Genomic DNA, 25,380 nt, shown 5'->3' on the forward strand with positions numbered 1-25,380 from the left:
GCATTTGCTGCAACTCAAAAGTCAGCTAACCCAGTGGTCAATTTGGCCCGGAACAGGGTGGTCAACATCTCCATAATATACACTGAATTTTCAAACATTGCATACCAAAGAATTTTTAATGAAAAAGTGCTTGCCTTTTTAGATACGAAGGATTTTAAATCGAAACTTGCCGAATATATAGATAAATATAACGAACTAATAGACACATCTACTTACTTTAAAAAAGGAATTTTTAATCATAATAATGCATCGACAATTGCAAAAAATTTGAAAGACAATGGTTTTTTTAAAGCTAACCATTCCGTTTCCCTTAATAGCGTTGGTAATAATACCGTTATTACCACCGAAGCCGAATTAGAAAATGTAATTCAGCACGAAAAGGAAAGTATATTAAATGACCCAGGATTAGTTAAAGCGTTCGAAGATATTGACAAAAAAATCACAAGTAATCAAGACTTAAGGGAGTTCCGCGATTTTATCGAAGGCAATCAAGTAATACTTCCTGAATTAGCAAATCTAAATGCACTCAAGCAAAAACTATGGATCTCGTACTTGAAGTTAAATGTAGAAATTTACAAATCCTTAGCAGCTGAATACGAGCAGGGATCAAAGGAAATTGAATCTATCGTTGAACAAGCAAAACAGGAAGCAACCCAATGGCGCACAGTAATTGAAGAGTTCAATAGGAGATTTTTTGTACCATTCAAATTATCTATAGATAATCAAGAGGATGTAATTCTTAAAAGTGATGGCCCTAACATAAAATTTGTATTTGAAGATTTTGGAGAAACAGCATCCGTTGAAGAAGACGAATTATTTAAAGTCTTAAGTGGTGGAGAACTTAGAGCCTTATATATATTAAACATCATATTTGAGGTTGAAGCAAGAAAGCAAGCGAATATTGAAACACTTTTTGTCGTTGATGATATAGCCGATTCCTTTGACTATAAAAATAAATATGCCATCATTGAATACTTGAAGGACATTTCTAATGAATCTGGGATTTTCAAGCAAATCATATTAACTCATAATTTTGACTTCTATAGAACAGTCAGTGCGCGATTAGATATGAGTCGCGATCATAAATTAAGTACGGTAAAGACCTCGACTGGAATTGAATTAAAAACAGAGAAGTATCAAAATAATCCGTTCACCTTTTGGAAGAATGAGTTTCATAAACAGACTCAAAAGCCAATGTTAATTGCAGCTATACCATTTGTTCGCAGCATAGCAGAGTTTTCCGGGGATGATGCTAACTTCTTAAAATTAACTTCTTTGCTGCACATTAAAGAGGATACCAGTTCAATTACGATTAAGGATTTAGAGACTGTCTATAAAGCAGTTTTGAAAGACAAAGCTAATTTGGTATTAACCGATCCTCAAACCCTTGTCCTCGACCTAATTTATTCAACTGCTCAGACAATTTTAGGTCAAGCTGCACAAGATATTGATCTTGAAAACAAAATCGTTCTTGCAATCGCTATCCGGTTAAAAGCAGAAGAATATATGATTAGAGAGATAAATGATGATGCTTTTTGGAAAGGAATTGCAAAAAATCAAACTTTTGCATTATTTGAAAAATTTGTTCAATTATTTCCAAATCGAAATGAGGAAATAAGATTGTTGAAGCAAGTCAATCTAATGACACCTGAAAATATTCATATTAATTCTTTCATGTATGAACCGATTTTAGATATGTCTAACGAACATCTGAAACAACTATATACCTCAATTAGTCAATTATGATTTAAGACAACTTTTATATAGGATTAGGTTTGAGCAAGCCATGTTTTCGCCATGCGAAAACTGTGCTTGTCGGGACACCCGAACCCGAAAAACACTTCACTTTGTTCAGCATTTTTTAAATAGTACCGATAGATTTTTGGGGGCTTAACGCCATGTTGCGGAAAAGGGCGGCTTATAATGTGTGTCAAAAACATCATAAAGCCGCCCCAATTTATCCGCGCTCTGAAGTGTGGTAAGCCACTATAATTTCGACATTTCACAGTTAAGCGAATTTACGGGCGGTATTACCATATCACTTTTAGATACTAGAGTAAACCGCCCGTTAGCAATCCGCAGGCGTGCAAACCTTCCGTTATTTTCTTTTTGTCAGGTTACGAAACAAGGTGGCTTTGCTTGTGCTTGATATTTCAAAACAACAGGCAAGCCAACCATATTTCCGCTTGGGCGTAGTAGGCCACCATAGTTTAAAACAAATATTCATACGCTTATGGATTTACGAGCGGTATTATCAAACCAGGTTTTATAGTTTAATAAACCGCCCGTTATATTCCACAGGGGTGCGAATTCTCAGGAGCAATTTATTGGCGGCCCAGGGGCGGTAACAACATAATACTACTACCTTTAATGTGTCTATCCGCCTTCCAATTGCCGCTAAGGGTGTTGCAAAACCCATTACCTCTTTTTAACTTCCCTGTTATATATAAGCCATGCCGCTGAATATAATTTCAGCATTTTCTTATTTACTTTTCTGATCTCCCTGCAATCAAGTTCTTCATCCCCGCCCTTTACACATAGTGCTGCGTACAGCCACTCTTCTAAATAGTCCCGGTATTGTTGTAAGCCCATTTTCCTGAATAAGCATTTTACTGCTTTATAAGGGTTACGCAATTCTTTTTGTTTAAGGTTCTTTGGGTACCAGTCTAGTTTTTCCTTTTCACGTTCTATCTCCAGATCGCTTACTACTGTTTTGTTGATTGTCGAATTAGCGTAGCTGTAATACAATAAGGAAATCGCTTCCAGAAGCCTGATGTTTAGCTTATAAATGAATAATAACGTCCCCGGTCCGTGATTTTTATCACAAAAGATCTTATCATGGGTCACATAATAACGCCACTTTTTAAGCTTTTTTTTGTGACCGGTCACCCAGTCAATTGCAAAAAATTCAGTAACCACAATTAGCGGATTCATCATCTCTTTATGATAAAGGCTTTTAGGGTAATTCTCCCAAGGTGTATATTCAGGTGTGTACATACAATTATTCTTGTTGTCAATCCGCTAACTGTTATACAAACTAACAGGTTAAAATTGCCGTACCGAACCACAACCGTTTGTATTTTACAATAAAGCGGTTGTTTTGTACATTTACGTTTTAGAATACATTTGACTTATGGCAGAACCTACATTACATATCGGAAGAAAAATCGGGCGTATTCGTGAACTACGTGGTATCAAGCAAGAAGCCTTAGCGGCAGAATTAGGTATAAGTCAACAAGCTGTTTCTAAGATTGAACAAAGCGAGGATATTGAGGATTCGTCTTTAATTAAAATAGCAGAAGCACTTGGTGTTACCACCGATGCGATAAAAAATTTTACGGAGGATGCCGTATTCAATTACTTTAATAATTTCCATGACAACAGTACTGGAGATTTCCGTCACCACTGCACATTCAATCCTATAGATAAAATTGTAGAACTATACAATGAGAAAGTGGAGTTACTGGAACGTTTATTAGCTAGCGAAAAAGAAAAAAACGACTTATTGAAAGGTAAGTAATTTTATAGAGGGCAAGGCGGACAATCAGGATCAGCAGCCTTACCCATTGTGTTTTTGTTTTTTAATAATTCGTGTAGCCGCTGCTCTACTTTATCTACTGACATTTCCACGGGCAGTCCCAGGTCTTTATCTTCCAATGACCTGTACCAGGCCTGCAATTCCTGTAATTCAGCCTCTGTAAGCAAATTCATTCGCCACTTCTGTGCCAGGCTTAAAATGTGGGTTTTATAATCTTCGTTGATCATTGCGGTAGATTAGTCTGTTGTAAATATAACTATCTTCCCGAACGCCTGCTCTTCCTGCGATACATCGCATCATCTTCATCATGGCTTATCTGGATATTAACACCATCAAAGCTGCCACCGCTATGATCAATGGAACGAGAATCAAATAGAACAGCATTCTGATCTGCTTCCAGTGGTCTTTCTCTACCTGGCTGATCTTCTGATCCAGTTTGATCAGCAGGTGTTTGTTCGCTTCCGAAAGATTCAGTGTCGTTTGAACTGCATGTATAAAGGTCAATACCTCTGTCTCCGTTGTTTCCCGCTGTTGTGTGTTCCCCGTAGACTCGTCTTGTCTTGCTGTTTGTTTCGCTAATTGCTTTGCTGTCTCTAGTTTGTTCATAATTGATCTTTTTTATTATTTCTGCCCATTTAAAACTGTTGCCGAGTGCCTGCCCTTTTATTTTAAAGCCTTTATGGAAATAGGTGATACCGGTGATCCGGCCTGTCGATGCCTGGTTGAAAAGAAGATTGATCCCTGCCTGTTCTGCTTTTTGGATAAATGCTGACAGGGTTAGCCCCCGTTGGTTCAGGATCTTCTTCATGATCTCCTGCATAACCATCTTTTGTGATGGCTTGCCCGTTCGTATCACCATCTCTATTTCGTCTTTCTTAGCCGCTCTTTGTGGTGTTCTGTGGCTTGATTCGACTGCGGTGAGATTAAATTGCTTTTCGATGTCCCGTAATATGCTTTCACTTCTCTTATAATTGTTACTGTCTGATACGACCTGTCCATCAAATGTTATCCGGTTAACCAGTAAATGAATATGCGGATGATCGGCATCGTGATGCCTGAATATGAAATACTGGTTATTGCCAAAACCGTTTGCTTCTAAATAGCGATGTGCAATATCTAATATTGGTTCGTTGGATAAATTATCTTCTTTAGAGAAATTTAGGCTGGTATGGTAGACATAGCGGTTGAGGTTTGGCCGCTGCTCGCGTACTAATGCGATCTCCTGCTTGATACGGTCCTTATCCAGGCTGCTAAAATTCGTATCCAGTAATTCGGCTCTTTGCTTAGGATCGGGGTGGTACATTTTCTTCAGGTTATAGTTTAAAGCGCCCATAAAGCTTTTACCAATTTTCTGACTGGCTATCATCGAGTAAAAGTTTAATGATGGATTCCTGCTGCCGTTGCAGCACTGCGATCAAACTCAATATTCTGGTAGGCATGATATTGGCGTTTGCTTTTCTTGCCAGTTGGTTCAGGTTAACACCGATCTTTTTAAGTTCATAATAAGTGCTACTGTCAATCTTTGGCATTTTTGGTTCGGGGAATTTGCCCTTGAAGAACCGTTCCCGCATCAGTGATCCGGGCGCTTTTCCGCATAGCCTTGCTAACTCTTCCAGCTTTCTTAATTCAGCGGGTGTCAGCCGAACGGTAAAGTTGATCGAGCGCCGGTTGTCTTCGGAAAGTTTCGGCCTGGCCATAGGTACTGATAAGTTAATGCTAACACATCAGTACCGCCGTCACAAAATTAGCACCGCCTTTAAACGGTCAAGGATATATAAACAGCGCAATTTGATCTGTTATTTATAGGTGCGCTGTCCTTGACCGTTCAAAGGCTTACTGCTACCAGCTGTTTAAGCGGTACAATGGGTTGGTCTGTACTGAAAAATTGAGTGGATTGAATTTGGGTTATGGACATGGCTTAGTGATTGCCTTTCGTTTTCTCTTTTGCCTGTTCGAAGATCTTCATGATATCATCGTATCTGTAATAGATGATACCGCCTACTCTTGTAAATGGCAGGGTGCCATTTACTCTCAGGTTTTGCAAAGTTCCCGGCGAAATCTTCAGGAGGTTCTTTACCTGGTAACTCTTCAATAACTTTCTTGGTTCTTCGCCAGTTCCATTCGTTTTCCTGATCTCGCTGATCAGCCTTTCTTCTAATTCGATCAGATCTTGTTTGGTTACGATCTCTATTCCTGCCATGATTAATAAATTTTGCTTGAATACATTTTTGTTTAATTCGTTATGGCAGCAAAAGAACTTATTTGAACAAGGTGAAAACAGTGAAAGGGAGTGAAAGAAATCTTTCACTCCCTTTTGGTTTTTGGAATAAGTATCAGCTTATCAATCTTTCTAAGGTGCCAAATTGGCTCCTTAGATAAACCCAACAATATGGTGGCTTAAGATGCCACGGTGGGAATACCACTCAATTTTTGACGCAGTGCTTTCATATCCATGCTTACCTTTTGTTCTCTGACCCGTGCATAAATTTGAGTTGTTGTAATTTTAGTGTGGCCGAGCATTTTGCTTACTGATTCGATTGGAACGCCGTTACCTAATGTGATTGTAGTGGCAAAAGTGTGTCTGGCCATGTGAGTAGTCAGGTTTTTGGATATGCCGCACAGATCAGCTATTTCTTTTAAGTAGGCATTCATTTTCTGATTGCTTTTCATAGGTAATATCCTGCCAGTGTAAATGCAATCTTCATGAGTTTTGTATCTGTTTATGATTTCAATTGCCTGGGGGAGCAATGGCACGTTGGCAACAATTTCAGTTTTGGTCCGGCTCGTTTTAACCCACATCTCATTGTCTTTACCTACAGCTATATTAGCCATAGATAATTTGCAAGCATCGACAAAAGCGTAGCCAGTATAGCAGCTAAAAAGAAAACAGTCCCTTACTTCTTCAAGACGTTTAACTGCAAAAACTTTTTCAGTAAGTCGCTTAACTTCTTCTTCTGTCAGTTCTTCACGGACAACTTTGCGCGTGGTGCATTTAAAGGCAGCAAAAGGATTATAGCTAATCCAGTGATTATTGACAGATATGCTAATTATCCTTTTCAGCCTTTTTATGTAAGACATCGCGGTGTTATGGTCTATTCCTGCTTCTATCTTTAAGTATTTTTCGAATCCCGTAATAAAGCTATATTCAAGCGTGTCAAGGTACATATCTGTTTTATTGTGCTTGTGGCTAATAAATTCTGCAACCTTGCTTCTTATCGTCTTGTATTTAGTCAGCGTGGCCCTTACGTAGTCTTTTCCTATCAAGCTTTCTATATCATGATTGTGTTCGTCGAATACTTGAAGGAGTGCTCGCCGTTCGTCGGGTACGCCAGTAAACTTATTTTTAATTTCTTCCGCGGATATAAAGTCGCTGTTCTTTTGTAGCTCACTGTATATTTTAAATATTTCCTCCGATACCTGGTGAATGTGATTGTTGATAGTGCGGACTTCATTCCCGCTCCCTTTCATAAAGCCCGTCTTAGCATCCCACTTTTGTGGATTTACTTTCTTTTTAAGCGAGATCTCCGCTCTTTTTCCCATTACTGTAACTCTTGCGTACAAGGGAATTTGCCCATTAACATCTGATTTTGCTTTGTTTGCCCAGATCAGGATTGAAAAGCTGTTAGAATTCTTCATAAATAACCATTTTTTGGATAAAAGATTTAATAAATTTTGAACTGTTTTGATGCTGTTTTGCATCGATTTAATTCATTCAAAATCAATTAGTTAAATCTATATTCGGTTACCTAATTTAGGTGGTTCAAATAGGTAACCGAATAGGTAACCGAGTGAACCATAAATCTTGACCTGAAACGTGCGGATTTGACATAAAAAAACCGCTTAAATCAATGATTTAAGCGGTTTAAGAGGGTTTTGATACCCTTTTAGCGGAATGGACGGGACTCGAACCCGCGACCCCATGCGTGACAGGCATGTATTCTAACCAGCTGAACTACCACTCCGTTTGGGTGTGCAAATATACGCAGCATTCTGTATTACACAAATGTTTTTTGAAAAAAAATGAGTTTTGTGATGCTTGTTAGCAAAATCGGTATGAGTTGTGATGCCTGTTCAAGGATATAACTTACTCTGTATCAAAATAAAATGACTCCTGTTTTATGAGGAGCCATGGCTTAATTTTTTTTTAATATTTTTTTATTTCACCTCGAAACTGAAATATTGGCTTGCTGAATCGCCGTTATCTGCTATTCCTTGTATGGAGCCTACGTATTTTCCCTTTTGATCGGAGGTGTAAAACGACACTACGCTCTTACCAGCAGGGTTGGTATTTACATCCGGCGACCAAAACAGCAGGTTCCTGAAATCGGGCACGCGGCTTTTCTCAACTTTTTCGGTGTCGTAAATGGGCGAATAAAATACTCGTTTCAGCTGTAGGCCTTCGTAATCTAATACGACCGAATGCGGGTCCATTTCAACACCGCCAAGATCGCCTTTGTAGGTTGTGAAGCTAAATACGCCTTCATTTACCGTTGGTCCGTAAAAATAGCGGTATGGCACTACTTCCAGTTTTCGCACCTTTAATGGATCTATGGCCATTACTTTATCGATATTAAATACGGGTACGTCATCTAACAGCACAATTGGGTCGCCATCTAAAAAGCCTTTTTCATTGAGTACCTTGATATGAAATCGGCCCTTTGAACGCACAATATTGTCCTGGCTTACATATTCACGTAATACTTCTTCCATGGTGGTAAAACGGGTATAATTATCTAACAGGTAGGTTTTAAAAGGTACCCCATAAAAGCCGGTGCTATCCACTCCCGGGTCATAAAACCTTTTTATTTTGGTGCCTGCGTACACGTTTTGCACCTGCATGGCCAGGCTGTGTTCTTCCAATGCTTTTTGAACACTGTTTGATAAGCTAAATTTAAGACCGGCATCAGCAGCATATTGCTCAGAGAATGGGCTTAAAACATCTATACGGTAAATAGAGTCTTTTTCTGTGTTAGTTTGGGCTACTACCTCGCCGGGCCCAAACAGTTGCTTGGTATTAAATATCATGTGGCCGGCCGAGTCGCTTTTTGAGGCGTATAGCTGTACCCTTTTTCCCGGTACGCTTAAATAGGCTATAACATCTTTTGCAGGCTTGCCGGTGAGGGTGTTTGTGATTTTGGCATTGATAAGATGGTCTGTAAATTCGGGCAGGTAATTGAACCGGGCGGGCGCATTGCTTAATATATTATCCCATTGAAACTTGCGCCAGCCCTGCGAAAGCATCAGGTTATCCACAGCCTGGTCGGCCTCGGCATTGGTGTTTTTGAAATAATAACCGGCCGATTCAATATTACCCCTCAGATCTGACCGCAACCATAGATAACTGAAAATGTCGTCACTATCCATATGCTGCAATGAGTCTACCCGGTAAACCGCTACAGACATGTTGGCGGGCAGGGCTGCACCCGTAGCATCTTTGGTGTTTAAATTAACGCTAACCTTTTTGCGGATGCCGTATTGAGGCTGATCGGCCGAGGCGTCGATCTGTAACAGCTGTTTAGGGCGTTTAAAATAAAGTCTTTCGCAAACGGGCTGCCTCAAGCTATTAAAAATAGTTATGTGCGATACGCCATCGCCCAGTTTATTTTTATCAATGTTAAAAACAGCCGTGCCCGCGCTAAGAGAACCGCTTTGGGCAACTTTTACCATTTGCCTGGTATGGGCAAAAAGGAATACCTCGCCATTGTTTGAATAGCTTACCGTTACCTGTAGGTTTTGGCCGTTATCCTTTACCTGCATAGCGTAGCCGTCGCTACTAACAGTTGGTAGTTCCTTAACAATTGGTGCGCCGGTGCCTGTTTTAATAATAGCTTTATAAGTGTTATTGGCAGCGGGCGTAAACACAAAACTTCCTATACCAAATTTTAAAGGCTCAAAACGGGCTACGGTATCGTTATGCTGATTGATAACCGCGCCACGGAACGCAGATAGCCCTTCGCCATTTGAAGCAGTAACTTTAAATGCCACTTTACTGCTTACACCCGTCACCAAATTGCCTCCTTCGGGAAAAAAACTGGCGTCATAAGCCGGCGCTCGCTCTTTTGCTGTCACCTCGGGCGACTTCAGCGGGTTTACTATGGTGATGTTTTTGTTAAAATAATAATCGGGGCCAAAGTTTTTCATCCAATTGGTGTAGGCCCTGAATTGGTAGCTGCCATTGCTGGTTGATACCGGAATGTATAATGATCCGCTGCCTGTGCCATCTGTCATGGCTATTTTGGCCTGCAATAGCGCGTTGTGGGCATTGTCTAACACGTCGACATAAACTACCTTGCTCAAATTAAAAAGCCGGTGAAAGCTCGCGTCAACGGCATATATCTTAAACCAGATAATTTCGCCGGGAAGGTATGTGCTTTTGTCTGTATGTACAAAAACTTTTTCCCGCACGGTTTGCTGCTGATACTGGTTAAAGCTTTTTTTAACCTGTTCAATAGCCTGAGCCTGGCAAACAGTTTGCCCAAACAAAATAGCCAACGCTGATAAAGCGAGTGTTTTAACGGGGCCTATATTTTTTTTCATAACCAAACCTGGTTTGTTTTATCTTCTTTTTATGATTACTGCCTACTGCTCTCTCAAATATTATGGAACCCAATAGGATGGTTGTTGCACTTTGCCTCTTATGGTACAGTCTGTACATTCCCTGCCCGAATAAGTGTATCCGATAACAATATATCCTCCTTGTGTTATCGATTCAACCGGCACCCCTCCTCCGTCAAGAATATACGCTTCTACTTCGTTGCGCATAGTTTTAGGATTAAAATACAAGGCCGAATCCAGCGAACATGAATATGGCGACGTTTGAAACCAGGTTTGCGGTAACTGACTGTTATTTATAAAAATTCGTTTCTGCTGTATATTTGTTGCGCTTACATAGCCAATTACAGGTTCGGCAGGGTTGGTAATACAATGTACGTTACCATTGAGCTGCGAGGGTTGCGCGTCAAAAATACTGCCCAGTTGCTCTGTATTTTTTTGAATGTTTTGCCAAAACTCATACTCGTCTTTACTTATGGCATATTGTCTTATCAGGATGGAATAACGTAGCTCCAGTTTTTCTGAGGAGGATGGAATGGTGTTAATTAACGATTGAGAAATAACATCCTGAGACAGTTTGGCCGATGACGCTATCAATACATTACTTGACGTATCGCTTGCAAAGCAATAATAAGTCATCTGGTCATTTGTGCGTAAGCGGATATTTTTGGCATCGTCTACTAAATAGTCCGACTGATAATTGGCATGAAAACGCCAGGTTTCGTCAAAATCCCATCGATAGTAGCGGGTATTGTTTGTGGGGTCGTGTGTATCAACACTAATCTCAAGTTTGTCACCATTGGGTTTAAAATTGATTTTATCAATTGGGGGATTGTTTTTTACAGCCACATAATCAGAAGCGTACTCTTTGCCATCAACAACAATATGTAACCTGTATTTTTTAGTTTGATCAAGATTGAGCGCACTTCCCGAATCATATTTATTGGAAGTATAATTGTAAGTTAGTGCAAAGGCGGCACCGCCCTGCTCTTCAACGCTAACAGTAGCTCCCAAAAGGGGCTGTACCTTGGTATCTGTAGCTATTTTTACTGTTTTACTAAGTCTGATGTTGGTTATATCTCCACTATTTATAGTGCCTTCAACAACAAGATAGCTGTTATCTGTGCTTACAATAGTTGGGTTATAGGGTTTTCTGCAAGCAGTAACCATAATTCCGCTTGCCAGTAAGCCCAATAATATATATTTAATTGCTCTCATGTTTATCATTTCCAAAAAGATGGTTTTTTATTACTGCCTCGCACGGTACAATCAACGCAATAGGGGGTTGACCCGGTATGCCCCACAATTACTTTATGTCCTGCTATTTCACTTATAATGCTCTCAACCGGGATAAGTATATTATGTGGGCCTGGCTTATTGTAGTTATAATAAAAATCTTCATCATTATCGCCATTAAGCGGGTTTACCAGGTAATGAAACTTGGCGCTTATTAGTAAACAGCCCTGGTAAGTGTCCCCCTCTCCCGAATTTGGCAGGAAAAAAAATGGCACGAATATGCGCTGGCTGGTTATTGTGCAAACGCTTAAATATCCAATAACCGGTTCGGCAGGGTTACTTATACAATGTATGTTTGTAGGTAACTGCGACGGCTGCGCATCAAATACACTACCCAATTTCTCGGTGTTTTTTTGCAGGTTTTCCCAAAACTGGTAAGCCTCTTTGGTAAGCGCATACTGCTTAACCAGGATACTATATTCTTCGCTGATTTTTTCTGAAGATGGAGGAACAACAGTAAGTGGTAATTGAGAAATTACATCCTGGCTCAACTTTTCTGACGAGCCTATAATCACATGGTTTGAATAGGTTGACCGCCAACAATGGTTAATATCGTCGGTATTGATGTTACGGGGTAAAACGGTATCGCCGTTTGATTTCCATCGCGAATCAAATGGGGTGCGGTACTGGTAAGTTTCTATATAGTCCCATTTATAATAAATGCTTTTTCCGGTAGCATCGTGTGTGTTCACATTTACCCGCAGGCCAGCGTCATAAGTGTGGCTCAATACATAGGTAACACTATCAATGGGGGGAGTTATTTTTGATTCGGTAAAATCAGATAGATATTCGCTTGAGCCGCTTTTTATCCTGAGACGATATTTTTTACCCGCGTTGAGTTTCAGCGATGGGTTGATATAATTCCCCGGTACTGTAGGGCTCTCAGTTAACTGTGGGAAAGTGCTGCCATCTTCGCCTTCAAGGGTTACAATAGCACCGGTTTCGGGCTTTAGTTTAGTGGTGTCGTTTAGCTTAACTGTTCTGCTTAGTTTAAGAATCGTGCTATCGCCGCCGGCGTTAATAACCCCTTCAACCACCAGGTAGCTGCCGGCAAATGCTATTGCAGGCGGCGTATAGGCCTTTCTGCATGCGGCAAATGCCAAAAGCGACAAACAGATAGTATAGGTGGTTCTTTTGTTCATGGTATTAAAACCTGATGTTGTAATTGATGAACGGAATTGGTTTGGCAAATATGGATAGCTTATAACCATTAATTATTCCACCCTGCTCGGTAAAGTAGGTTGAATAGGCATTTTGCCTGCCGGTTAAGTTATAAACGCCTATAGTGAACGAGTTATGTGTTTTTTGATGCACTTTATGGTTGCCCTCAATATTCATCGAAAAATCCGACCGGAAATAATCTGGTATGCGGTATTGATTCCTGTCTGAATAGTAAACCCTTTCCGAGCCGCCGTACTCATATTTGGCTACCGGTAGGGTAATTGGCCTGCCGGTGCTATAAGTAACATTTAACGATACGCTAAACCGGTGCGAAAACCTGTAATTACCAATAAAATTAAAATCATGCGGCTTATCAAAATTGGCCGGGTAATATTGGCCGCCGTTAATCAGTTCGCCCTCGTTGGGATTGGTTTGTCTTAAAAAGGTGCGCGAGTAAGTATAGCTTATCCAGCCGTTAGCCTTACCGGTTGTTTTTTTAAGTAAAAACTCAATGCCGTATGCTTTACCCTCGGTACCTAATACATCATTTTCAATATGGTGATTGAGCACCAGGTTAGCACCGCTCCTGTAATCAAGGTAATCCCTTAAACGTTTGTAATAAACTTCTACCGAGGTTTCGATGGTGTTTGATTTTAGGTTATGGTATAAGCCAAGTGATACCTGATCGCCATATTGAGGCTTAATATTAGGATCGCTTAGCTGCCATACATCGGTAGGGGCAATGGCCGTAGTGTTTGATAACAGGTGAATGTATTGCCTTAATGTATTGTATCCACCCTTTAATGAAGTATTTTCATCTAACTGATACCTACCCGATAACCTGATTTCGGGTCCTGAATAGGTTTTGATAAACTTGCCGCTTGAATAGTTTGTACTATCCACAAGGTTCGAGCTTGTTTTAGGCAGATTTGGGGCATAGTTATAAACCAATTGCGGCCCTAAGTAGTTGTAAATGGAATACCGTACTCCGGCGCTTAACGAAAAAACATCGCTAAAATCATACTTATCGCCCAGATATAGGGCGCTTTCCAGGGCCTGCTGTGTTGGGATCACATCCGGCGCTACCAATGATTGCGGATTGTTTGGCTGGTAATTGCCAGGGTGCAGTTTGTAAAATATCGAGCTTAAACCAAACGTGACAGTACTTTTACGATTTTGGTAGTAAGTAAAATCGGCCTTGAAATTGGTTTGGTTGATATCAAAATTAAGCTTGTAGGCATTTATAGGGTTTTCATAACTGGCAATTTCATACTGGTACCTGTCAATACCGCCACCAATTACACTAAACAACTTATCATTAAAATTATGTTTCCATTTAATGTTGGCGTTTTTGTTGCTGTAGCTGTAAGCCGTATCGCTGTTTAATTTAAACTTATCTTTGCTGATGTAGGTTGTGATATAGATGTTATTCTTTTCGTCTATCTGGTGGCTTATATCGAGGTTAAAATCGTAAAAAGATGCCTGGCTGTGTTTGTAGGCCTCGGGCAATAATTTTAATAGCCAATCAGAATATGTGGCACGCCCCCCAAATGAAAACGAGGTTTTGTTTTTAATGATTGGGCCTTCCACATTAAGCCGGCTGGTAATTAAACCGATACCCGCCGAGCCGGTGAAGATCTTTTTGTTACCCTCGCGATTGGTTACATCTAATACAGATGACAACCGGCCTCCAAATTTTTCGGGGATGCTGCTTTTATAAAGCTCAATATCCTTTACAATATCGGGGTTAAAGGCCGAGAAAAAGCCAAAGAAGTGCGAAGGGTTGTAAATGGTAGCATCATTCATTAAAATAAGGTTCTGATCGGCCGAGCCGCCCCGTACGTTAAAGCCGGTTGTGGCTTCACCTACCGATTGTACACCAGGCAGCGTTAAAACCACACGCAATACATCGGCTTCGCCAAATACGGTTGGCACTTGTTTAATACTTTTGATATCCAGCCGGTTTACTCCTAATTGCACATTGCGTACGTTGGCCACCTTTTCGGCCGAAATTTTTACTTCTTTTAAGCTGGTAACCTGCTCCTTCATTTCAATGATAAGCTTACCGTCGCCGTATAAAACAATTTGCCTGCGGGTATCACGCATGCCTATGCCCCTGATGCTTAAAATTTGCCGGCCCTTGGGCAGTGTAATGGTAAAATAACCAAACTGATCTGATGCAACGCCGCTTTTTGTATTGGTTACATAAATACTGGCACCCAATATAGCCTCGCCCGATTTACCATCGCGGATATAGCCCGATAACGTAGCGTTGCCCGCTCCTATGGTATTTGTTTTGGTACCTATTTCGTAAAGCTTGTTTTCGGTAGTGGCCTCTGGTATAATTTTATCTTTTGCATCGGTAAAGTCGGCTACGGCGGTAACAGTGTTTTTCTGATTATCGGCTCCAGGCTTGTTACCAAAGAAACCCGCGGCAAGCGCGGGCTGGATTTCGCGCCCCTTTGAAAGGAATACTTGCCCATCTGCGGTAATAGCATAATGAAACGCGGTGTTTTTAAACGCAAGATCGAGTATTGTTGTTACCGGCTTGTTTTCGGCCTGTACTGTAATTTTTAAACTATCAAGCTGGCTTGGCTCGTAGTAAAAATGGTAGCCGGTTTTTGCCTCAATATCGGTTACAAACTGCTCAATGGTAACCTGTTGAAAGTTTACGCTTATTGAACGTGCAGGTGCTTGCTGGGCATTACCTATCTTTAGCAGTATCAAAAAGCAAAAACTTAAAAAGTAAAATTTTTTCATCAGCATATTTTATTTTACACTACGCTATACACATTTTTTAGGGAGGGGGCGGTAAACGGCAAACAAACCTTGTCTGCTTTTAAATTTCAATTATTTTGAAAGCAGGTCATATTGCGCCGCCATCATATACATCGCCCTTTCGGGCGCGTCTTTAAACCTTATTTTATTTGTTTTAAGGTATTGCTGCAATTCCTTTTTCTTATCCTTTAAGGCATCCAAAAAAGCCCCCTGGCTGCCGGTGCTGTAATAATTGTTCCCCTTTTTTAGGTAGTAGTGTTTTTTTGCCTCCGTAAAAAAAGTTTCGATGCTGTTTAGGGTTTGGGTTGTTTGAATGCTTTTTGACCATTTTACTAAAACCTGGAGTTTGCCGCTGTAAATTTCTTCGTAGAAACCGGCGTCTATATCGGTGGCCTTATTGGTGGAGTCGGCAGCTACATAAATAAAGTGATGATTAAGCAAATCAAAGCTTTCTGCTCTTGGGCTTACAAGGCTGTATTTAGAAAATCCGTTATAGAGCAAAACCACCACAAGGTCTTTATTCAGATCATACATCATGGGGACGTTGCTAAAAAACTCGCCATCGTAATTAACAGTTCCCGGTTTAAAGGCGTTTACGTCTAAAAAGAAGGCGTTGCTTTTTATTAATGGATCATAAAACTCATACTCCGGACCGTTATACAAACGAGACATTTGCCCAATGGCGTTGTAATATTGGCCAACAACGTGCCCAACGGCATTTTTTTGTATAGTGCTATCGTCCGCAACTGTTTGACATAATGCCCGACCAGTTAAACATGAAAAGACGATAAAAAAGCACAGGAGTGGTTTACTTATCATTTAGGTTTTATAAAGAGGGAATGTACATCACTTTAAACTAATAATCAAACACTTTGCTTTAAAATGTAAGCTTATAGGGTTTATGTAGTGATTATGTTACAACTGTTTTTTAAACAATAATAACATTACGTAGGTATGGAACTGTTTGTAACAGCGCAGGTTAAATAATAAGGAAATAGCAGTACCTCTTGCCGTAGCTTCGGAAATGGCGTTTGAAATAAGATACACTGCGATGTTGGTAGTTGCTGCGGGCAATGTCATTAACTTAAAGGACCCCGTAAAATGCTCCATCGGAGTAAAAGCTTAACACATGAAAGGTGTTTTTTTTGTGCCGTAGGTACGCTGCAGAGGGGCCCGTACCTACGGCACGGAGCGTCGCTTTTGTTTTTTCTACAAAGCTTTACCCCCTACGGGGGACGTAGTCCCCAAACTTAATGACACTACTTTACGTGGCATTTGCGCGCGGAACTTATTACAAATACGACGGCCCTGCGTCGCGAAAAACTGAATGGGGAATTATTAAGGAAACAAAAAAGGGCCGATCTGCTAACGACCGGCCCTTTGTATTTTATAGCTAAGTTGTTTATGACAACTTACGTTTAACTTCTACGTTTTCGTAGGCTTCAACAATATCGCCTACTTCAATGTTGTTAAAGTTTTGGATGTTTAAACCGCACTCGTAACCGGTTAATACTTCTTTCACATCATCTTTAAAACGTTTCAGTGAAGCAAGTTCGCCGGTGTAAATTACCACACCATCGCGTACTATGCGGATTTTGCTGTTACGGTTAATTTTACCATCTAACACCATACAGCCTGCAATGGTACCAACCTTGCTGATTTTAAAGGTTTCGCGGATTTCAACGTTTGCAACAATCTTCTCTTCAAAAGTTGGCGCAAGCATGCCTTCCATCGCTGCCTTAATTTCATTGATGGCATCGTAAATGATAGAGTATAACCTGATATCAATTTGCTCTGCCTCGGCCAGTTTACGGGCACCTCCTGACGGACGAACCTGGAAGCCGATGATGATTGCATCTGATGCAGAAGCCAACAATACGTCCGACTCGGAGATTTGACCTACCGCTTTAGATATAATGTTAACCTGTATCTGCTCGGTAGATAGTTTCAGTAACGAATCTGATAACGCTTCGATTGATCCATCCACGTCGCCCTTAACAATAATGTTAAGTTCCTTGAAGTTACCAACAGCCAAACGACGGCCAATTTCATCAAGTGTAATGTGTTTTTGTGTACGTAAACCTTGCTCGCGTTGTAATTGTAAACGTTTGTTGGCAATTTCACGTGCTTCTGGTTCGCTTTCAAGCGCGTTGAACTTATCACCTGCCGTAGGTGCCCCCTGCATACCTAACACCTGTACTGGTGTTGATGGTCCTGCCGATTCAACCCTTTGGCCACGCTCATTGGTTAACGCTTTTACACGCCCGCTGTAGCAACCTGCCAAAATAGGATCACCCACTTTTAAACGGCCGGCCTGTACCAATATGGTGGTAACAATACCGCGGCCTTTATCTAAAGCAGCCTCAATAACTGTACCTACGGCACGTTTGTTAGGGTTGGCTTTAAGTTCTAACAGTTCGGCTTCAAGCAATACTTTCTCTAATAAAAGCTCAATGTTTAAGCCTGTTTTAGCAGAGATTTCTTGTGTTTGGTATTTACCACCCCACTCTTCAACCAAAATATTCATGGCCGATAGTTGCTCACGCACTTTATCCGCGTTAGCACCTGGCCTGTCAATTTTATTGAAAGCGAAGATGATTGGCGCACCTGCAGCCTGCGCGTGGTTTATAGCCTCGCGGGTTTGTGGCATCACGCTATCATCAGCGGCAATTACTATAATAACAATATCTGTTACCTGCGCCCCCCTGGCACGCATAGCGGTAAACGCTTCGTGACCCGGTGTATCCAGGAATGTGATTTTTCCTTTATTGCCTGGCAGGGTTACCTCATAGGCACCAATGTGCTGGGTAATACCACCTGCTTCACCACCTATTACGTTGGTTTTGCGGATGAAATCCAGTAATGATGTTTTACCATGATCTACGTGACCCATAATGGTTACAATAGGTGCACGTGGTATTAAATCTGCCGGATCATCGGGTTGGTCAAGGTTGGCTTCTTCGTCCTGTGGTTTCACAAACTCAACCTGGTAGCCAAACTCGTCGGCCACAATGGTTAATGTTTCCGCGTCAAGTCTTTGGTTAATGGACACGAACATACCTAAGCTCATACAGGTAGATATAATCTGGGTTACAGATACATCCATCATGCTTGCCAGTTCGTTCGCGGTCACAAACTCGGTTACCTTCAGTACTTTCGACTGCAGTTCCTGCTCCATTGCCAATTCTTCGGCGGTAGCGGCAACATCATCACGTTTTTGACGACGGAATTTAGCCCGTTGTGCAAATTTACCTGATTTACCCGCGCCGCTTAAGCGTGCAAGCGTTGCTTTGATCTGGTCCTGGATATCTTTTTCTGATGGTTCTTCCTTAGGGCCGTTATTTTGAGGTACGTTGTTACGGTTACCTCTAAAATCCGGACGGTTACCACCACCACCGCCTTGTGCCGGACCGCCATTACCTGGCGCGCCGTTACCGCGGTTCCTGAAATCGGGACGGTTAGGGTTGATGGTACCACCACCAGATGGTGTATGAGGCGGGTGATTGCCGCCGCCACCTTGCTGGTTATGCGGATGGTTACCGCCACCTTGCTGCGGATTGCCCTGGTTATCTTTACGCTTACGTTTGCGCTTGTTATCGGCGCTGTTGGTATTTGATGAAGACGCGATAGGGTTCCGTTTTGGCGGATTTACCGGTAACTGTATTTTACCAATAATATTAGGGCCGGTAAGGCGCTCTGCCTTGGCCCGTATTACTTCGTCGTCATTTTCTGCCGCGGGTGCTGCTGCCTCAACTACAGGCGTTGGTGCTGCCACAACCGGAGCCTGTACAACAGGAGGTTTTGGTGCTTCAACCTCAGGCGCTTTTGGAGCCTCGGTTGCAACAGGAGCTTTTGGCGCTTCAACTACCTCTGGTGCTTTTGGCGCTTCTGTTACCACCGGCGCTTTTGGCGCTTCGGCAACTACAACCGGCTCTGGTTTTGGCTCAGGAGCTGCAACAGGTTCCGGTTTTTTAACTTCCTCTGCTTTAGGCTCAACAGGTTCCGGTTTTTCGGCAACTGGCTGAGGTTTTGCATTAAGGTTGTTAAGGTCAATTTTGCCAATTACTTTAACACCTGGCAACGCATCACTGCGTTCTTCGGTTTTAACGGGAGCCGCTGGCTCAACCGCTTTCGGCTTCTCTGCCTGCGGCGCAGTATATTGACCGGCATTTTTGATCAGAATCTCCTCGTTTTCGAAATCTCTTGAACGACGGTTCTCCACCGGTTTTTCAGGAATTGGCGCAGTTTCTTCCTTCCTTATCTTTCCGATACTGATCTGCTTGGCTTCCTCTTTAATACTTTTGTCGAAAGCAAATTCCTTCAACAATGCATTGTACATGTCGCCATCCAGCTTGGCCATCGGTTGCTTATCAACCTTATAGCCTTTTGTAGCCAAAAAATCGACAATGGTACCCATACCAATGTTGAGTTCTTTTACTGCCTTAATTAATTTTATTGATTTGTCTTCTGACATTTATTATGTTTTCTCTGCTAATTATCGCAAAAATACGATTTTAATTTTGGTTATTATGCTTATTCAAACTCAGCATTCAATATTGATAGCACTTCTTTTATTGTTTCTTCTTCTAAATCGGTCCGTTTTACCAATTCGCCCACTGTTAAAGCCAATACCGATTTAGCTGTATCTAAACCAATACGTTTAAATTCGTCAATAATCCAGCTATCAATTTCATCTGTAAATTCTTCAATATCCACATCCTCATCGTGCTCATCTGCTTCGCGGTAAACATCAATTTCATAGCCGGTTAATTTACCTGCCAGTTTAATATTGTGTCCGCCACGGCCAATCGCCAATGAAACCTGGTCGGGTTTTAAGTACACAGCGGCTGTTTTTTTCTCATCGTCTAATTTAATAGAAGTGATTTTAGCCGGTGATAACGCGCGTTGGATGTATAACTGAAGATTGTTGGTAAAGTTAATTACGTCGATATTTTCATTTTTCAATTCGCGAACGATACCGTGGATACGTGAACCTTTCATACCTACGCAGGCACCAACCGGGTCAATACGGTCGTCATATGATTCAACGGCAACTTTAGCCCTTTCACCTGGTTCACGTACAATTTTCTTGATGGTGATTAAACCGTCAAAAATTTCCGGTACTTCTAATTCAAACAAGCGTTGTAAAAACTCAGGAGCAGTACGTGAAATAATAATTTTAGGGTTGCTGTTCAGCATATCTACTTTATGTACAACCGCTTTTACGCTATCGCCTTTTTTAAAGTAGTCGGCCGGAATTTGCTCTGTTTTTGGTAATAAAAGCTCATTGCCTTCATCATCCAATACCAAAGTTTCTTTTTTCCAAACCTGGTAAACCTCGCCGGTAACAATTTCGCCAACGCGGTCTTTATATTTTTTGAAGATCTCGTCTTTCTCCAGTTCCAGAATTTTTGAAACCAGAGTTTGACGTGCTGCTAATATAGCACGACGGCCAAAGCTCTCTAACGTGATCTGCTCAATTTGCTCATCACCTACTTCCAGGTCGGCATCAAATAATTTTGCCTCTGCAAGTTCAACTTCCAGGTCATCATCTTCACTAAAACCATCTTCCATAACCTTACGGGTGCGCCAAATTTCTAAGTCACCATTATCGGTGTTTACAATTACGTCGCAATTCTCATCTGTACCGTATTTTTTCCTGATCATGCTTCTGAAAACGTCTTCCAGTACGCTCATCATGGTTGGGCGGTCAATGTTCTTGAAATCTTTAAATTCCTGAAAAGAATCAATTAAATTAATATTGCTCATTTCCTTACTTGAATGATATTAAAACTTTTGTTTCTGTTATTTTATCTAACGGGATAACGCTCTCAACAGTTTCGGCCTTTTTCCCTTTTTCTTTTACTTTTTCTTCTATTACAATGGCATCTTCGGTAAGTGAGGCTAAAACGCCTTCTCTTTTTGTACCGTCGGCCATTTTGATTCCTAACGTACGCCCTACGTTTTTAGCGTATTGCCTTGGGGAAGATAGTGGGTAATCAATCCCCGGCGATGATACTTCCAGGTTGTACGCCGTTTCAATTACGTTTTCTTCTTCTAAATGGAAGCCTACATGCCTGCTTACCGCCACACAATCATCAATCCCTACGCCTTGATCACCATCTAATAAAACGATAAGCTTTCCGTTTGAGTGCATTTTAACATTCACTAAAAACAAATTAGGCTTATCGGCTATCTTCTCTTCTACCAGTTCTGTTACCCGTTTTTCAATGTTCATTACCCGCCTGTTTTGGATTGATAATTTTTAATTGATAAAATAAAAGAGGGGGCCATTAGCCCCCTCTCCTTCTTAATTAGTGCAAATATAATAAATATTATTAAAAATTCAAGTACCCGCGACAGTTTATTGCTTAAAAATCAAATCGGTATAGGGCAAACTACCCAATTTATGATGCCCGAGTATATAATCAGACGCCTGGGAATTGGTGCCATACTTATAATAACGTACAAAATAGGTTTGCTGCGCAGTAAATGGTGTATCGGGAGTAAATACAACTATGCTATCCTTCAATATATACTTGCCGGATTGTACCGGCTGGTAGTTTTTAAGATCGGTATCGGCAGGCATTTTATATACCGGCACCAGGCTTTGCCAATTGCCGCCTGATGAATCGCGATTAATATCCTGCACAATGGCATTATCAAGACCGGAAATATTAATAGAGTGCTTATCGGCACTAAGATTAATTTTGACAATTGGCATACTTTTTTTATTGGCGTTGCAGCCAAAACAGAACACTACAATAAACAGAATTAATTTATTCATGGCAAAAGCTTAAGGCCAATTTGGCTATAAGTAAAATTAAGCAGAAATTGGTTGAATAGATTTACAAATTTGAAAACTCAAACCTATACCATATTACTTGCCCTGTTTTTATCGGTTAACAACATCATTGCTGCAACCCCTCATATTGACATTACCCGTACCCGGCAAAAAGCGAAACAGGCACAAATGTTTTGTAGGCAAAAAGGCTATAATACCCGGTATTGCATCCTGATTGATATGAGCCTGCCATCGGGTGTTAAGCGTTTTGTGGTTTGGGATTTTATTAAAAAAGATACACTGGTTTGCGGGTTGGTAAGTCATGGATGCGGGCGTAACCCATGGAGCGGTGTATGGTCAAAAGATAAGCCTTCATTTAGTAACCTGGATAATAGCCATTGCACGGCATTAGGAAAATACCAGGTAGATGGCAGGGCTTATAGTGCCTGGGGTATTCAGGTAAAATATTACCTCACCGGGTTGGAAAGTACCAATAATAATGCCCTTGCGCGGCAAATTGTTTTTCATTCCTGGGAGCAGGTAGCCGAAAAGGAAATCTATCCAAACGGCACACCGGAAGGCTGGGGATGCCCGGCCATATCAAATAACACGATGAAAATTGCCGACGCCCTCATCCGTAAGCAGAAAAAGCACTTGTTATTGTGGATTTATAATTGAGGTATTGATCTCAAGACTTTTGCGGGCCATAAGGAATGTTTACTACACGCAATGCATGTTCGCGGTATGGGATCGGGGCTTTTTCATCCTTCCCTCTTTTAATATTGATGGAATATCCTCTCAAATTATTGGCATATATACATTTTGGTATTTGCTATTTTCGCTACTATCCTTGTTTCTAACTTTCAGAAAGCGTATAATTCATTAGGCTTTAAATAACATCTGCTTATTTTTGAATTGGGTAACTTCAAAACCAACCACTAAACCATGAATGAGACTATAACTGTTGACGAAGCATTGAAAAGAGGGCAACGTATGGTTAATTATCCTGTGATTGCAATACAAGTAATTGGGTATGGATCTGCATATTGCTTAACAAAATTCCCCGCCATTCCTCAGTGGCTAATTCTGATTCTTTTCTTGTTCGTATTTATAGGTGCCTGGCTTTATTGGAGTTTTAAAATCACTACCTGGAGATTATGGGCGTTTGAACATGTTGATAATGTTTATGAATTGAAATTAAGAGCAATACAGGGAAAGCTAATTTGGCCCGATGGAAGCTTTTTTGAGAAAACAGAAATAAGATTTGCCGCCGACAAAAAAAAATGGGCTCAAATTCAAGAACGCTTTGATGATATTGAAGATGATGAATCTGAAAATATCTCTTAATACTCCAACCACTTCCAAAACCGCACAGAAACCATATCGCCCTCTTTATAGGTATCCGGTTCGCCGTTTGATACGCGGAGGGTTACATCATCTTTTTCCAAAATCAGGTCTTCGTAAAAGCCGCGGAAAAGGATTTGTTTTATCGTCCAGCTTTTAGTTGATGAAATTAGCTTGATCCGCACCCAGTCGGGATAGATTACTATGTTATCTTTGGCTGTTTCAATGCCGCAAACCTGCGCGTCTGCAGCGGTAAGCACATTACAGTTACTTAATAGTTGGGCAGTGTATAAATGCTGAGGATGCTGATAAAGTGCTTTAGGGTGTCCGTTTTCTACAACTTCGCCATGTTTAATTACCACCAGTTCATCTGCCATCGAAAGCACTTCGGCAGGGTCATGCGATACCATGATCACTGTGATGCCCGTTTCTTTTACTATCTGCCTGATGTCCTGCTGTAAACCTTCTCTGAAAGAAGTATCAACCTGGTTAAACGGCTCATCTAACAACAATACCTGCGGATGGGTAATAATGGCCCTTGCTATGGCAACCCGCTGCTTTTCGCCGCCACTTAAATCGGCCACACGCTTATCGGCCATGTGGATCATGTTAAGCTGGGTAAGCACCTGCTCGGTTTTTTCCTTCTTTGCTTTTAGATCGGTGGCTGGTAGCATGGCTGCTACATTATCCCAAACTTTAGCAAACAAGTTAAGATCATCGGTATGCTGGGTTACCATTTTCATAGCATCGTGCCCGGGAATCAGTTTTTCTTCGGGGCCCCAGATGCGTATGCCTTTAAACTGTACTTCACCTTCATCTGGCGTGAGTAATCCGTAAAGCAGGCGGAGCAAAGTACTTTTGCCGCTGCCGCTTTCACCAATAATGGCTGTAATTTTGCCCGGCTCAATACTAAGCGTGGTGGTTTTAACACCGGCCATCTGTTTACCAGGATATATTTTACTTACCGCTATTGCCTGTAAAAAAGGAGTATTTGACATTGTGGGCAAAGATAGTAAGATTGGTTGATTAGGAGAATGGTTGATTAAGTTGGAATAAGTTGATTTAGGTTGTATTCAACCATTTCAAACTTATTCCAACTTAATCAACTTAGAACCCTAACGTCAATCCGAAGCTAAAGTTCTTCAATCCTTGCTGATCGGGGCTGTTTTCAAACATATCGTTAAAGTAGTATTTGGCATAGATGCCCATGATGCCGTAACCCATGCGGATAAACACGCCTTTGCGTAGTTTGGCGAAGTGGTAGTCATCATCAAACTTCTGCTTGCCGTGTTCTTCGCTTATTTGTTTTACACGGCCGTTAAGCAATATGCCAAACTCCGGACCAGCCACCAGGCGAAAGTAGTTACCACGGCTATCTTCATGGCTCCTGTAATAAAACGCCAGCGGGATACGCAGATAGCTTGATGAAAAGCGGTTTTTGCTGTAGTGAATACTATCCTGGGTGTAGGTTAACACTGGCGTGTTCCGTTGTATGGTGATATCCTGGCGCAGGCGAATATTTGTCCAGTCGAAACCACCGGCAACATAAATTTTGAAGGCACTGTTAAAGCGGTATCCAAATTGTACCACATCAAAGCCAAAGTTTGCTGTTTTTGCCTGGCGATAGCTCAGGAACTGGTTTTTTGGCGACAGGGTGAAGCTACCATGATCAAGCAAGGTCGCGAAACCCAGATCAATCCTCGAAAAAGTAACACCGAATGAAAAGCCCGGCGCTTTGGAATGGGTGATAGTTGTTGTAGTATCATAAGTAGATACATATGGAGCATCGTTGCCAAGGCCAAATTTTATTTTTACTCCTTTTTTGGTAACAGCGGTATCTGTGGTTGTCTTAGTGGAGTCGGTGGTTTGGGCAAAGCCGTAGCTTGCCGCAATGCACAGCATCGCTGTGAAAATTAAGCGTTTCATA

At 41.3% G+C, this 25,380-nt stretch carries 22 protein-coding genes and 1 tRNA gene; 4 read left to right on the forward strand and 19 right to left on the reverse strand.

Features of this window, described 5'->3' with window-relative positions; translation table 11 throughout:
• Positions 1 to 1,746: hypothetical protein (locus tag QWZ17_RS11405; RefSeq protein WP_290305336.1), on the forward strand; the 1,746-nt coding region annotated here is incomplete at its 5' end.
• A 672-nt stretch (positions 1,747 to 2,418) separates the two neighbouring features.
• On the opposite strand, the gene QWZ17_RS11410 is transcribed toward QWZ17_RS11405, so the two are convergent.
• A complete protein-coding gene (locus QWZ17_RS11410; protein WP_290305337.1) occupies positions 2,419 to 2,997 on the reverse strand; it encodes a hypothetical protein in 579 nt (192 codons plus the stop codon).
• 136 nt (positions 2,998 to 3,133) lie between these two features.
• On the opposite strand from QWZ17_RS11410, the gene QWZ17_RS11415 reads away from it, so the two are divergent.
• On the forward strand, positions 3,134 to 3,520 hold the full coding sequence (locus QWZ17_RS11415) for a helix-turn-helix domain-containing protein (RefSeq protein WP_290305338.1): 387 nt from the start codon (positions 3,134 to 3,136) through the stop codon (positions 3,518 to 3,520).
• A 2-nt stretch (positions 3,521 to 3,522) separates the two neighbouring features.
• Here QWZ17_RS11415 and QWZ17_RS11420 read toward each other — a convergent pair whose 3' ends face one another.
• The 16 genes from QWZ17_RS11420 to QWZ17_RS11495 form a co-directional block, all read right to left on the reverse strand.
• Positions 3,523 to 3,765: a hypothetical protein gene (locus tag QWZ17_RS11420; protein WP_290305339.1), complete on the reverse strand. Its 243-nt coding sequence runs from the start codon at positions 3,763 to 3,765 to the stop codon at positions 3,523 to 3,525.
• 29 nt (positions 3,766 to 3,794) lie between these two features.
• Positions 3,795 to 4,904 (reverse strand): relaxase/mobilization nuclease domain-containing protein, encoded by a 1,110-nt coding sequence (locus tag QWZ17_RS11425; protein WP_290305340.1) that lies wholly within the window; start codon positions 4,902 to 4,904, stop codon positions 3,795 to 3,797.
• Positions 4,879 to 5,235: a plasmid mobilization protein gene (locus QWZ17_RS11430; RefSeq protein WP_290305341.1), complete on the reverse strand. Its 357-nt coding sequence runs from the start codon at positions 5,233 to 5,235 to the stop codon at positions 4,879 to 4,881. Before QWZ17_RS11430 ends, QWZ17_RS11425 begins: the two co-directional genes overlap by 26 nt.
• Before the next feature lie 221 nt (positions 5,236 to 5,456).
• Complete coding sequence (locus tag QWZ17_RS11435) at positions 5,457 to 5,738, reverse strand: helix-turn-helix domain-containing protein (RefSeq protein WP_290305342.1); 282 nt, start codon at positions 5,736 to 5,738, stop codon at positions 5,457 to 5,459.
• A 197-nt stretch (positions 5,739 to 5,935) separates the two neighbouring features.
• Complete coding sequence (locus QWZ17_RS11440) at positions 5,936 to 7,237, reverse strand: site-specific integrase (protein WP_290305343.1); 1,302 nt, start codon at positions 7,235 to 7,237, stop codon at positions 5,936 to 5,938.
• Between the two features lie 189 nt (positions 7,238 to 7,426).
• Positions 7,427 to 7,500, reverse strand: a tRNA-Asp gene (locus QWZ17_RS11445).
• 193 nt (positions 7,501 to 7,693) lie between these two features.
• A complete protein-coding gene (locus tag QWZ17_RS11450; protein ID WP_290305344.1) occupies positions 7,694 to 10,075 on the reverse strand; it encodes a hypothetical protein in 2,382 nt (793 codons plus the stop codon).
• Between the two features lie 60 nt (positions 10,076 to 10,135).
• Positions 10,136 to 11,308, reverse strand: coding sequence for a DUF4249 domain-containing protein (locus QWZ17_RS11455; protein WP_290305345.1), 1,173 nt, complete (start codon positions 11,306 to 11,308; stop codon positions 10,136 to 10,138).
• A gap of 5 nt (positions 11,309 to 11,313) precedes the next feature.
• The gene (locus QWZ17_RS11460; protein WP_290305346.1) at positions 11,314 to 12,528 is read right to left on the reverse strand and encodes a DUF4249 domain-containing protein; all 1,215 of its coding nucleotides are present in this window, start codon (positions 12,526 to 12,528) and stop codon (positions 11,314 to 11,316) included.
• A 4-nt stretch (positions 12,529 to 12,532) separates the two neighbouring features.
• The gene (locus QWZ17_RS11465; protein ID WP_290305347.1) at positions 12,533 to 15,307 is read right to left on the reverse strand and encodes a TonB-dependent receptor; all 2,775 of its coding nucleotides are present in this window, start codon (positions 15,305 to 15,307) and stop codon (positions 12,533 to 12,535) included.
• Positions 15,308 to 15,397: 90 nt separating this feature from the next.
• Complete coding sequence (locus QWZ17_RS11470) at positions 15,398 to 16,144, reverse strand: hypothetical protein (protein WP_290305348.1); 747 nt, start codon at positions 16,142 to 16,144, stop codon at positions 15,398 to 15,400.
• Positions 16,145 to 16,240: 96 nt separating this feature from the next.
• Positions 16,241 to 16,405 (reverse strand): hypothetical protein, encoded by a 165-nt coding sequence (locus QWZ17_RS11475; protein WP_290305349.1) that lies wholly within the window; start codon positions 16,403 to 16,405, stop codon positions 16,241 to 16,243.
• 322 nt (positions 16,406 to 16,727) lie between these two features.
• Complete coding sequence (gene infB / locus QWZ17_RS11480) at positions 16,728 to 19,799, reverse strand: translation initiation factor IF-2 (protein WP_290305350.1); 3,072 nt, start codon at positions 19,797 to 19,799, stop codon at positions 16,728 to 16,730.
• A gap of 59 nt (positions 19,800 to 19,858) precedes the next feature.
• Entirely contained in the window at positions 19,859 to 21,094 is a 1,236-nt protein-coding gene (nusA, locus tag QWZ17_RS11485; protein WP_290305351.1) for a transcription termination factor NusA, read from the reverse strand.
• A 4-nt stretch (positions 21,095 to 21,098) separates the two neighbouring features.
• Positions 21,099 to 21,563, reverse strand: a complete 465-nt coding sequence (rimP, locus tag QWZ17_RS11490) for a ribosome assembly cofactor RimP (RefSeq protein WP_290305352.1) — start codon at positions 21,561 to 21,563, stop codon at positions 21,099 to 21,101.
• A gap of 126 nt (positions 21,564 to 21,689) precedes the next feature.
• The gene (locus tag QWZ17_RS11495; protein ID WP_290305353.1) at positions 21,690 to 22,112 is read right to left on the reverse strand and encodes a hypothetical protein; all 423 of its coding nucleotides are present in this window, start codon (positions 22,110 to 22,112) and stop codon (positions 21,690 to 21,692) included.
• Between the two features lie 69 nt (positions 22,113 to 22,181).
• Here QWZ17_RS11495 and QWZ17_RS11500 point away from each other — a divergent pair, with 69 nt between their 5' ends.
• Both QWZ17_RS11500 and QWZ17_RS11505 read left to right on the forward strand, forming a co-directional pair.
• Positions 22,182 to 22,787 (forward strand): murein L,D-transpeptidase catalytic domain-containing protein, encoded by a 606-nt coding sequence (locus QWZ17_RS11500; RefSeq protein ID WP_290305354.1) that lies wholly within the window; start codon positions 22,182 to 22,184, stop codon positions 22,785 to 22,787.
• Between the two features lie 267 nt (positions 22,788 to 23,054).
• Positions 23,055 to 23,456, forward strand: coding sequence for a hypothetical protein (locus QWZ17_RS11505; protein ID WP_290305355.1), 402 nt, complete (start codon positions 23,055 to 23,057; stop codon positions 23,454 to 23,456).
• Here QWZ17_RS11505 and QWZ17_RS11510 read toward each other — a convergent pair.
• Positions 23,453 to 24,451, reverse strand: a complete 999-nt coding sequence (locus QWZ17_RS11510; protein ID WP_290305356.1) for an ABC transporter ATP-binding protein — start codon at positions 24,449 to 24,451, stop codon at positions 23,453 to 23,455. The genes QWZ17_RS11505 and QWZ17_RS11510 overlap by 4 nt on opposite strands.
• 109 nt (positions 24,452 to 24,560) lie before the next feature.
• Entirely contained in the window at positions 24,561 to 25,379 is an 819-nt protein-coding gene (locus QWZ17_RS11515; protein WP_290305357.1) for an outer membrane beta-barrel protein, read from the reverse strand.
• Between the last annotated feature and the right edge of the window lies 1 nt (position 25,380).

Source organism: Mucilaginibacter flavus (assembly GCF_030409315.1).
GTDB lineage: Bacteria > Bacteroidota > Bacteroidia > Sphingobacteriales > Sphingobacteriaceae > Mucilaginibacter > Mucilaginibacter flavus.

Coding starts and splice junctions, on each gene's coding strand:
- QWZ17_RS11410 (WP_290305337.1), bottom strand. CDS start 2,997: ATGTACACACCTGAATATACACCTTGGGAGAATTACCCTAAAAGCCTT.
- QWZ17_RS11415 (WP_290305338.1), top strand. CDS start 3,134: ATGGCAGAACCTACATTACATATCGGAAGAAAAATCGGGCGTATTCGT.
- QWZ17_RS11420 (WP_290305339.1), bottom strand. CDS start 3,765: ATGATCAACGAAGATTATAAAACCCACATTTTAAGCCTGGCACAGAAG.
- QWZ17_RS11425 (WP_290305340.1), bottom strand. CDS start 4,904: ATGATAGCCAGTCAGAAAATTGGTAAAAGCTTTATGGGCGCTTTAAAC.
- QWZ17_RS11430 (WP_290305341.1), bottom strand. CDS start 5,235: ATGGCCAGGCCGAAACTTTCCGAAGACAACCGGCGCTCGATCAACTTT.
- QWZ17_RS11435 (WP_290305342.1), bottom strand. CDS start 5,738: ATGGCAGGAATAGAGATCGTAACCAAACAAGATCTGATCGAATTAGAA.
- QWZ17_RS11440 (WP_290305343.1), bottom strand. CDS start 7,237: ATGCAAAACAGCATCAAAACAGTTCAAAATTTATTAAATCTTTTATCC.
- QWZ17_RS11450 (WP_290305344.1), bottom strand. CDS start 10,075: ATGAAAAAAAATATAGGCCCCGTTAAAACACTCGCTTTATCAGCGTTG.
- QWZ17_RS11455 (WP_290305345.1), bottom strand. CDS start 11,308: ATGAGAGCAATTAAATATATATTATTGGGCTTACTGGCAAGCGGAATT.
- QWZ17_RS11460 (WP_290305346.1), bottom strand. CDS start 12,528: ATGAACAAAAGAACCACCTATACTATCTGTTTGTCGCTTTTGGCATTT.
- QWZ17_RS11465 (WP_290305347.1), bottom strand. CDS start 15,307: ATGAAAAAATTTTACTTTTTAAGTTTTTGCTTTTTGATACTGCTAAAG.
- QWZ17_RS11470 (WP_290305348.1), bottom strand. CDS start 16,144: ATGATAAGTAAACCACTCCTGTGCTTTTTTATCGTCTTTTCATGTTTA.
- QWZ17_RS11475 (WP_290305349.1), bottom strand. CDS start 16,405: ATGACATTGCCCGCAGCAACTACCAACATCGCAGTGTATCTTATTTCA.
- infB (WP_290305350.1), bottom strand. CDS start 19,799: ATGTCAGAAGACAAATCAATAAAATTAATTAAGGCAGTAAAAGAACTC.
- nusA (WP_290305351.1), bottom strand. CDS start 21,094: ATGAGCAATATTAATTTAATTGATTCTTTTCAGGAATTTAAAGATTTC.
- rimP (WP_290305352.1), bottom strand. CDS start 21,563: ATGAACATTGAAAAACGGGTAACAGAACTGGTAGAAGAGAAGATAGCC.
- QWZ17_RS11495 (WP_290305353.1), bottom strand. CDS start 22,112: ATGAATAAATTAATTCTGTTTATTGTAGTGTTCTGTTTTGGCTGCAAC.
- QWZ17_RS11505 (WP_290305355.1), top strand. CDS start 23,055: ATGAATGAGACTATAACTGTTGACGAAGCATTGAAAAGAGGGCAACGT.
- QWZ17_RS11510 (WP_290305356.1), bottom strand. CDS start 24,451: ATGTCAAATACTCCTTTTTTACAGGCAATAGCGGTAAGTAAAATATAT.
- QWZ17_RS11515 (WP_290305357.1), bottom strand. CDS start 25,379: ATGAAACGCTTAATTTTCACAGCGATGCTGTGCATTGCGGCAAGCTAC.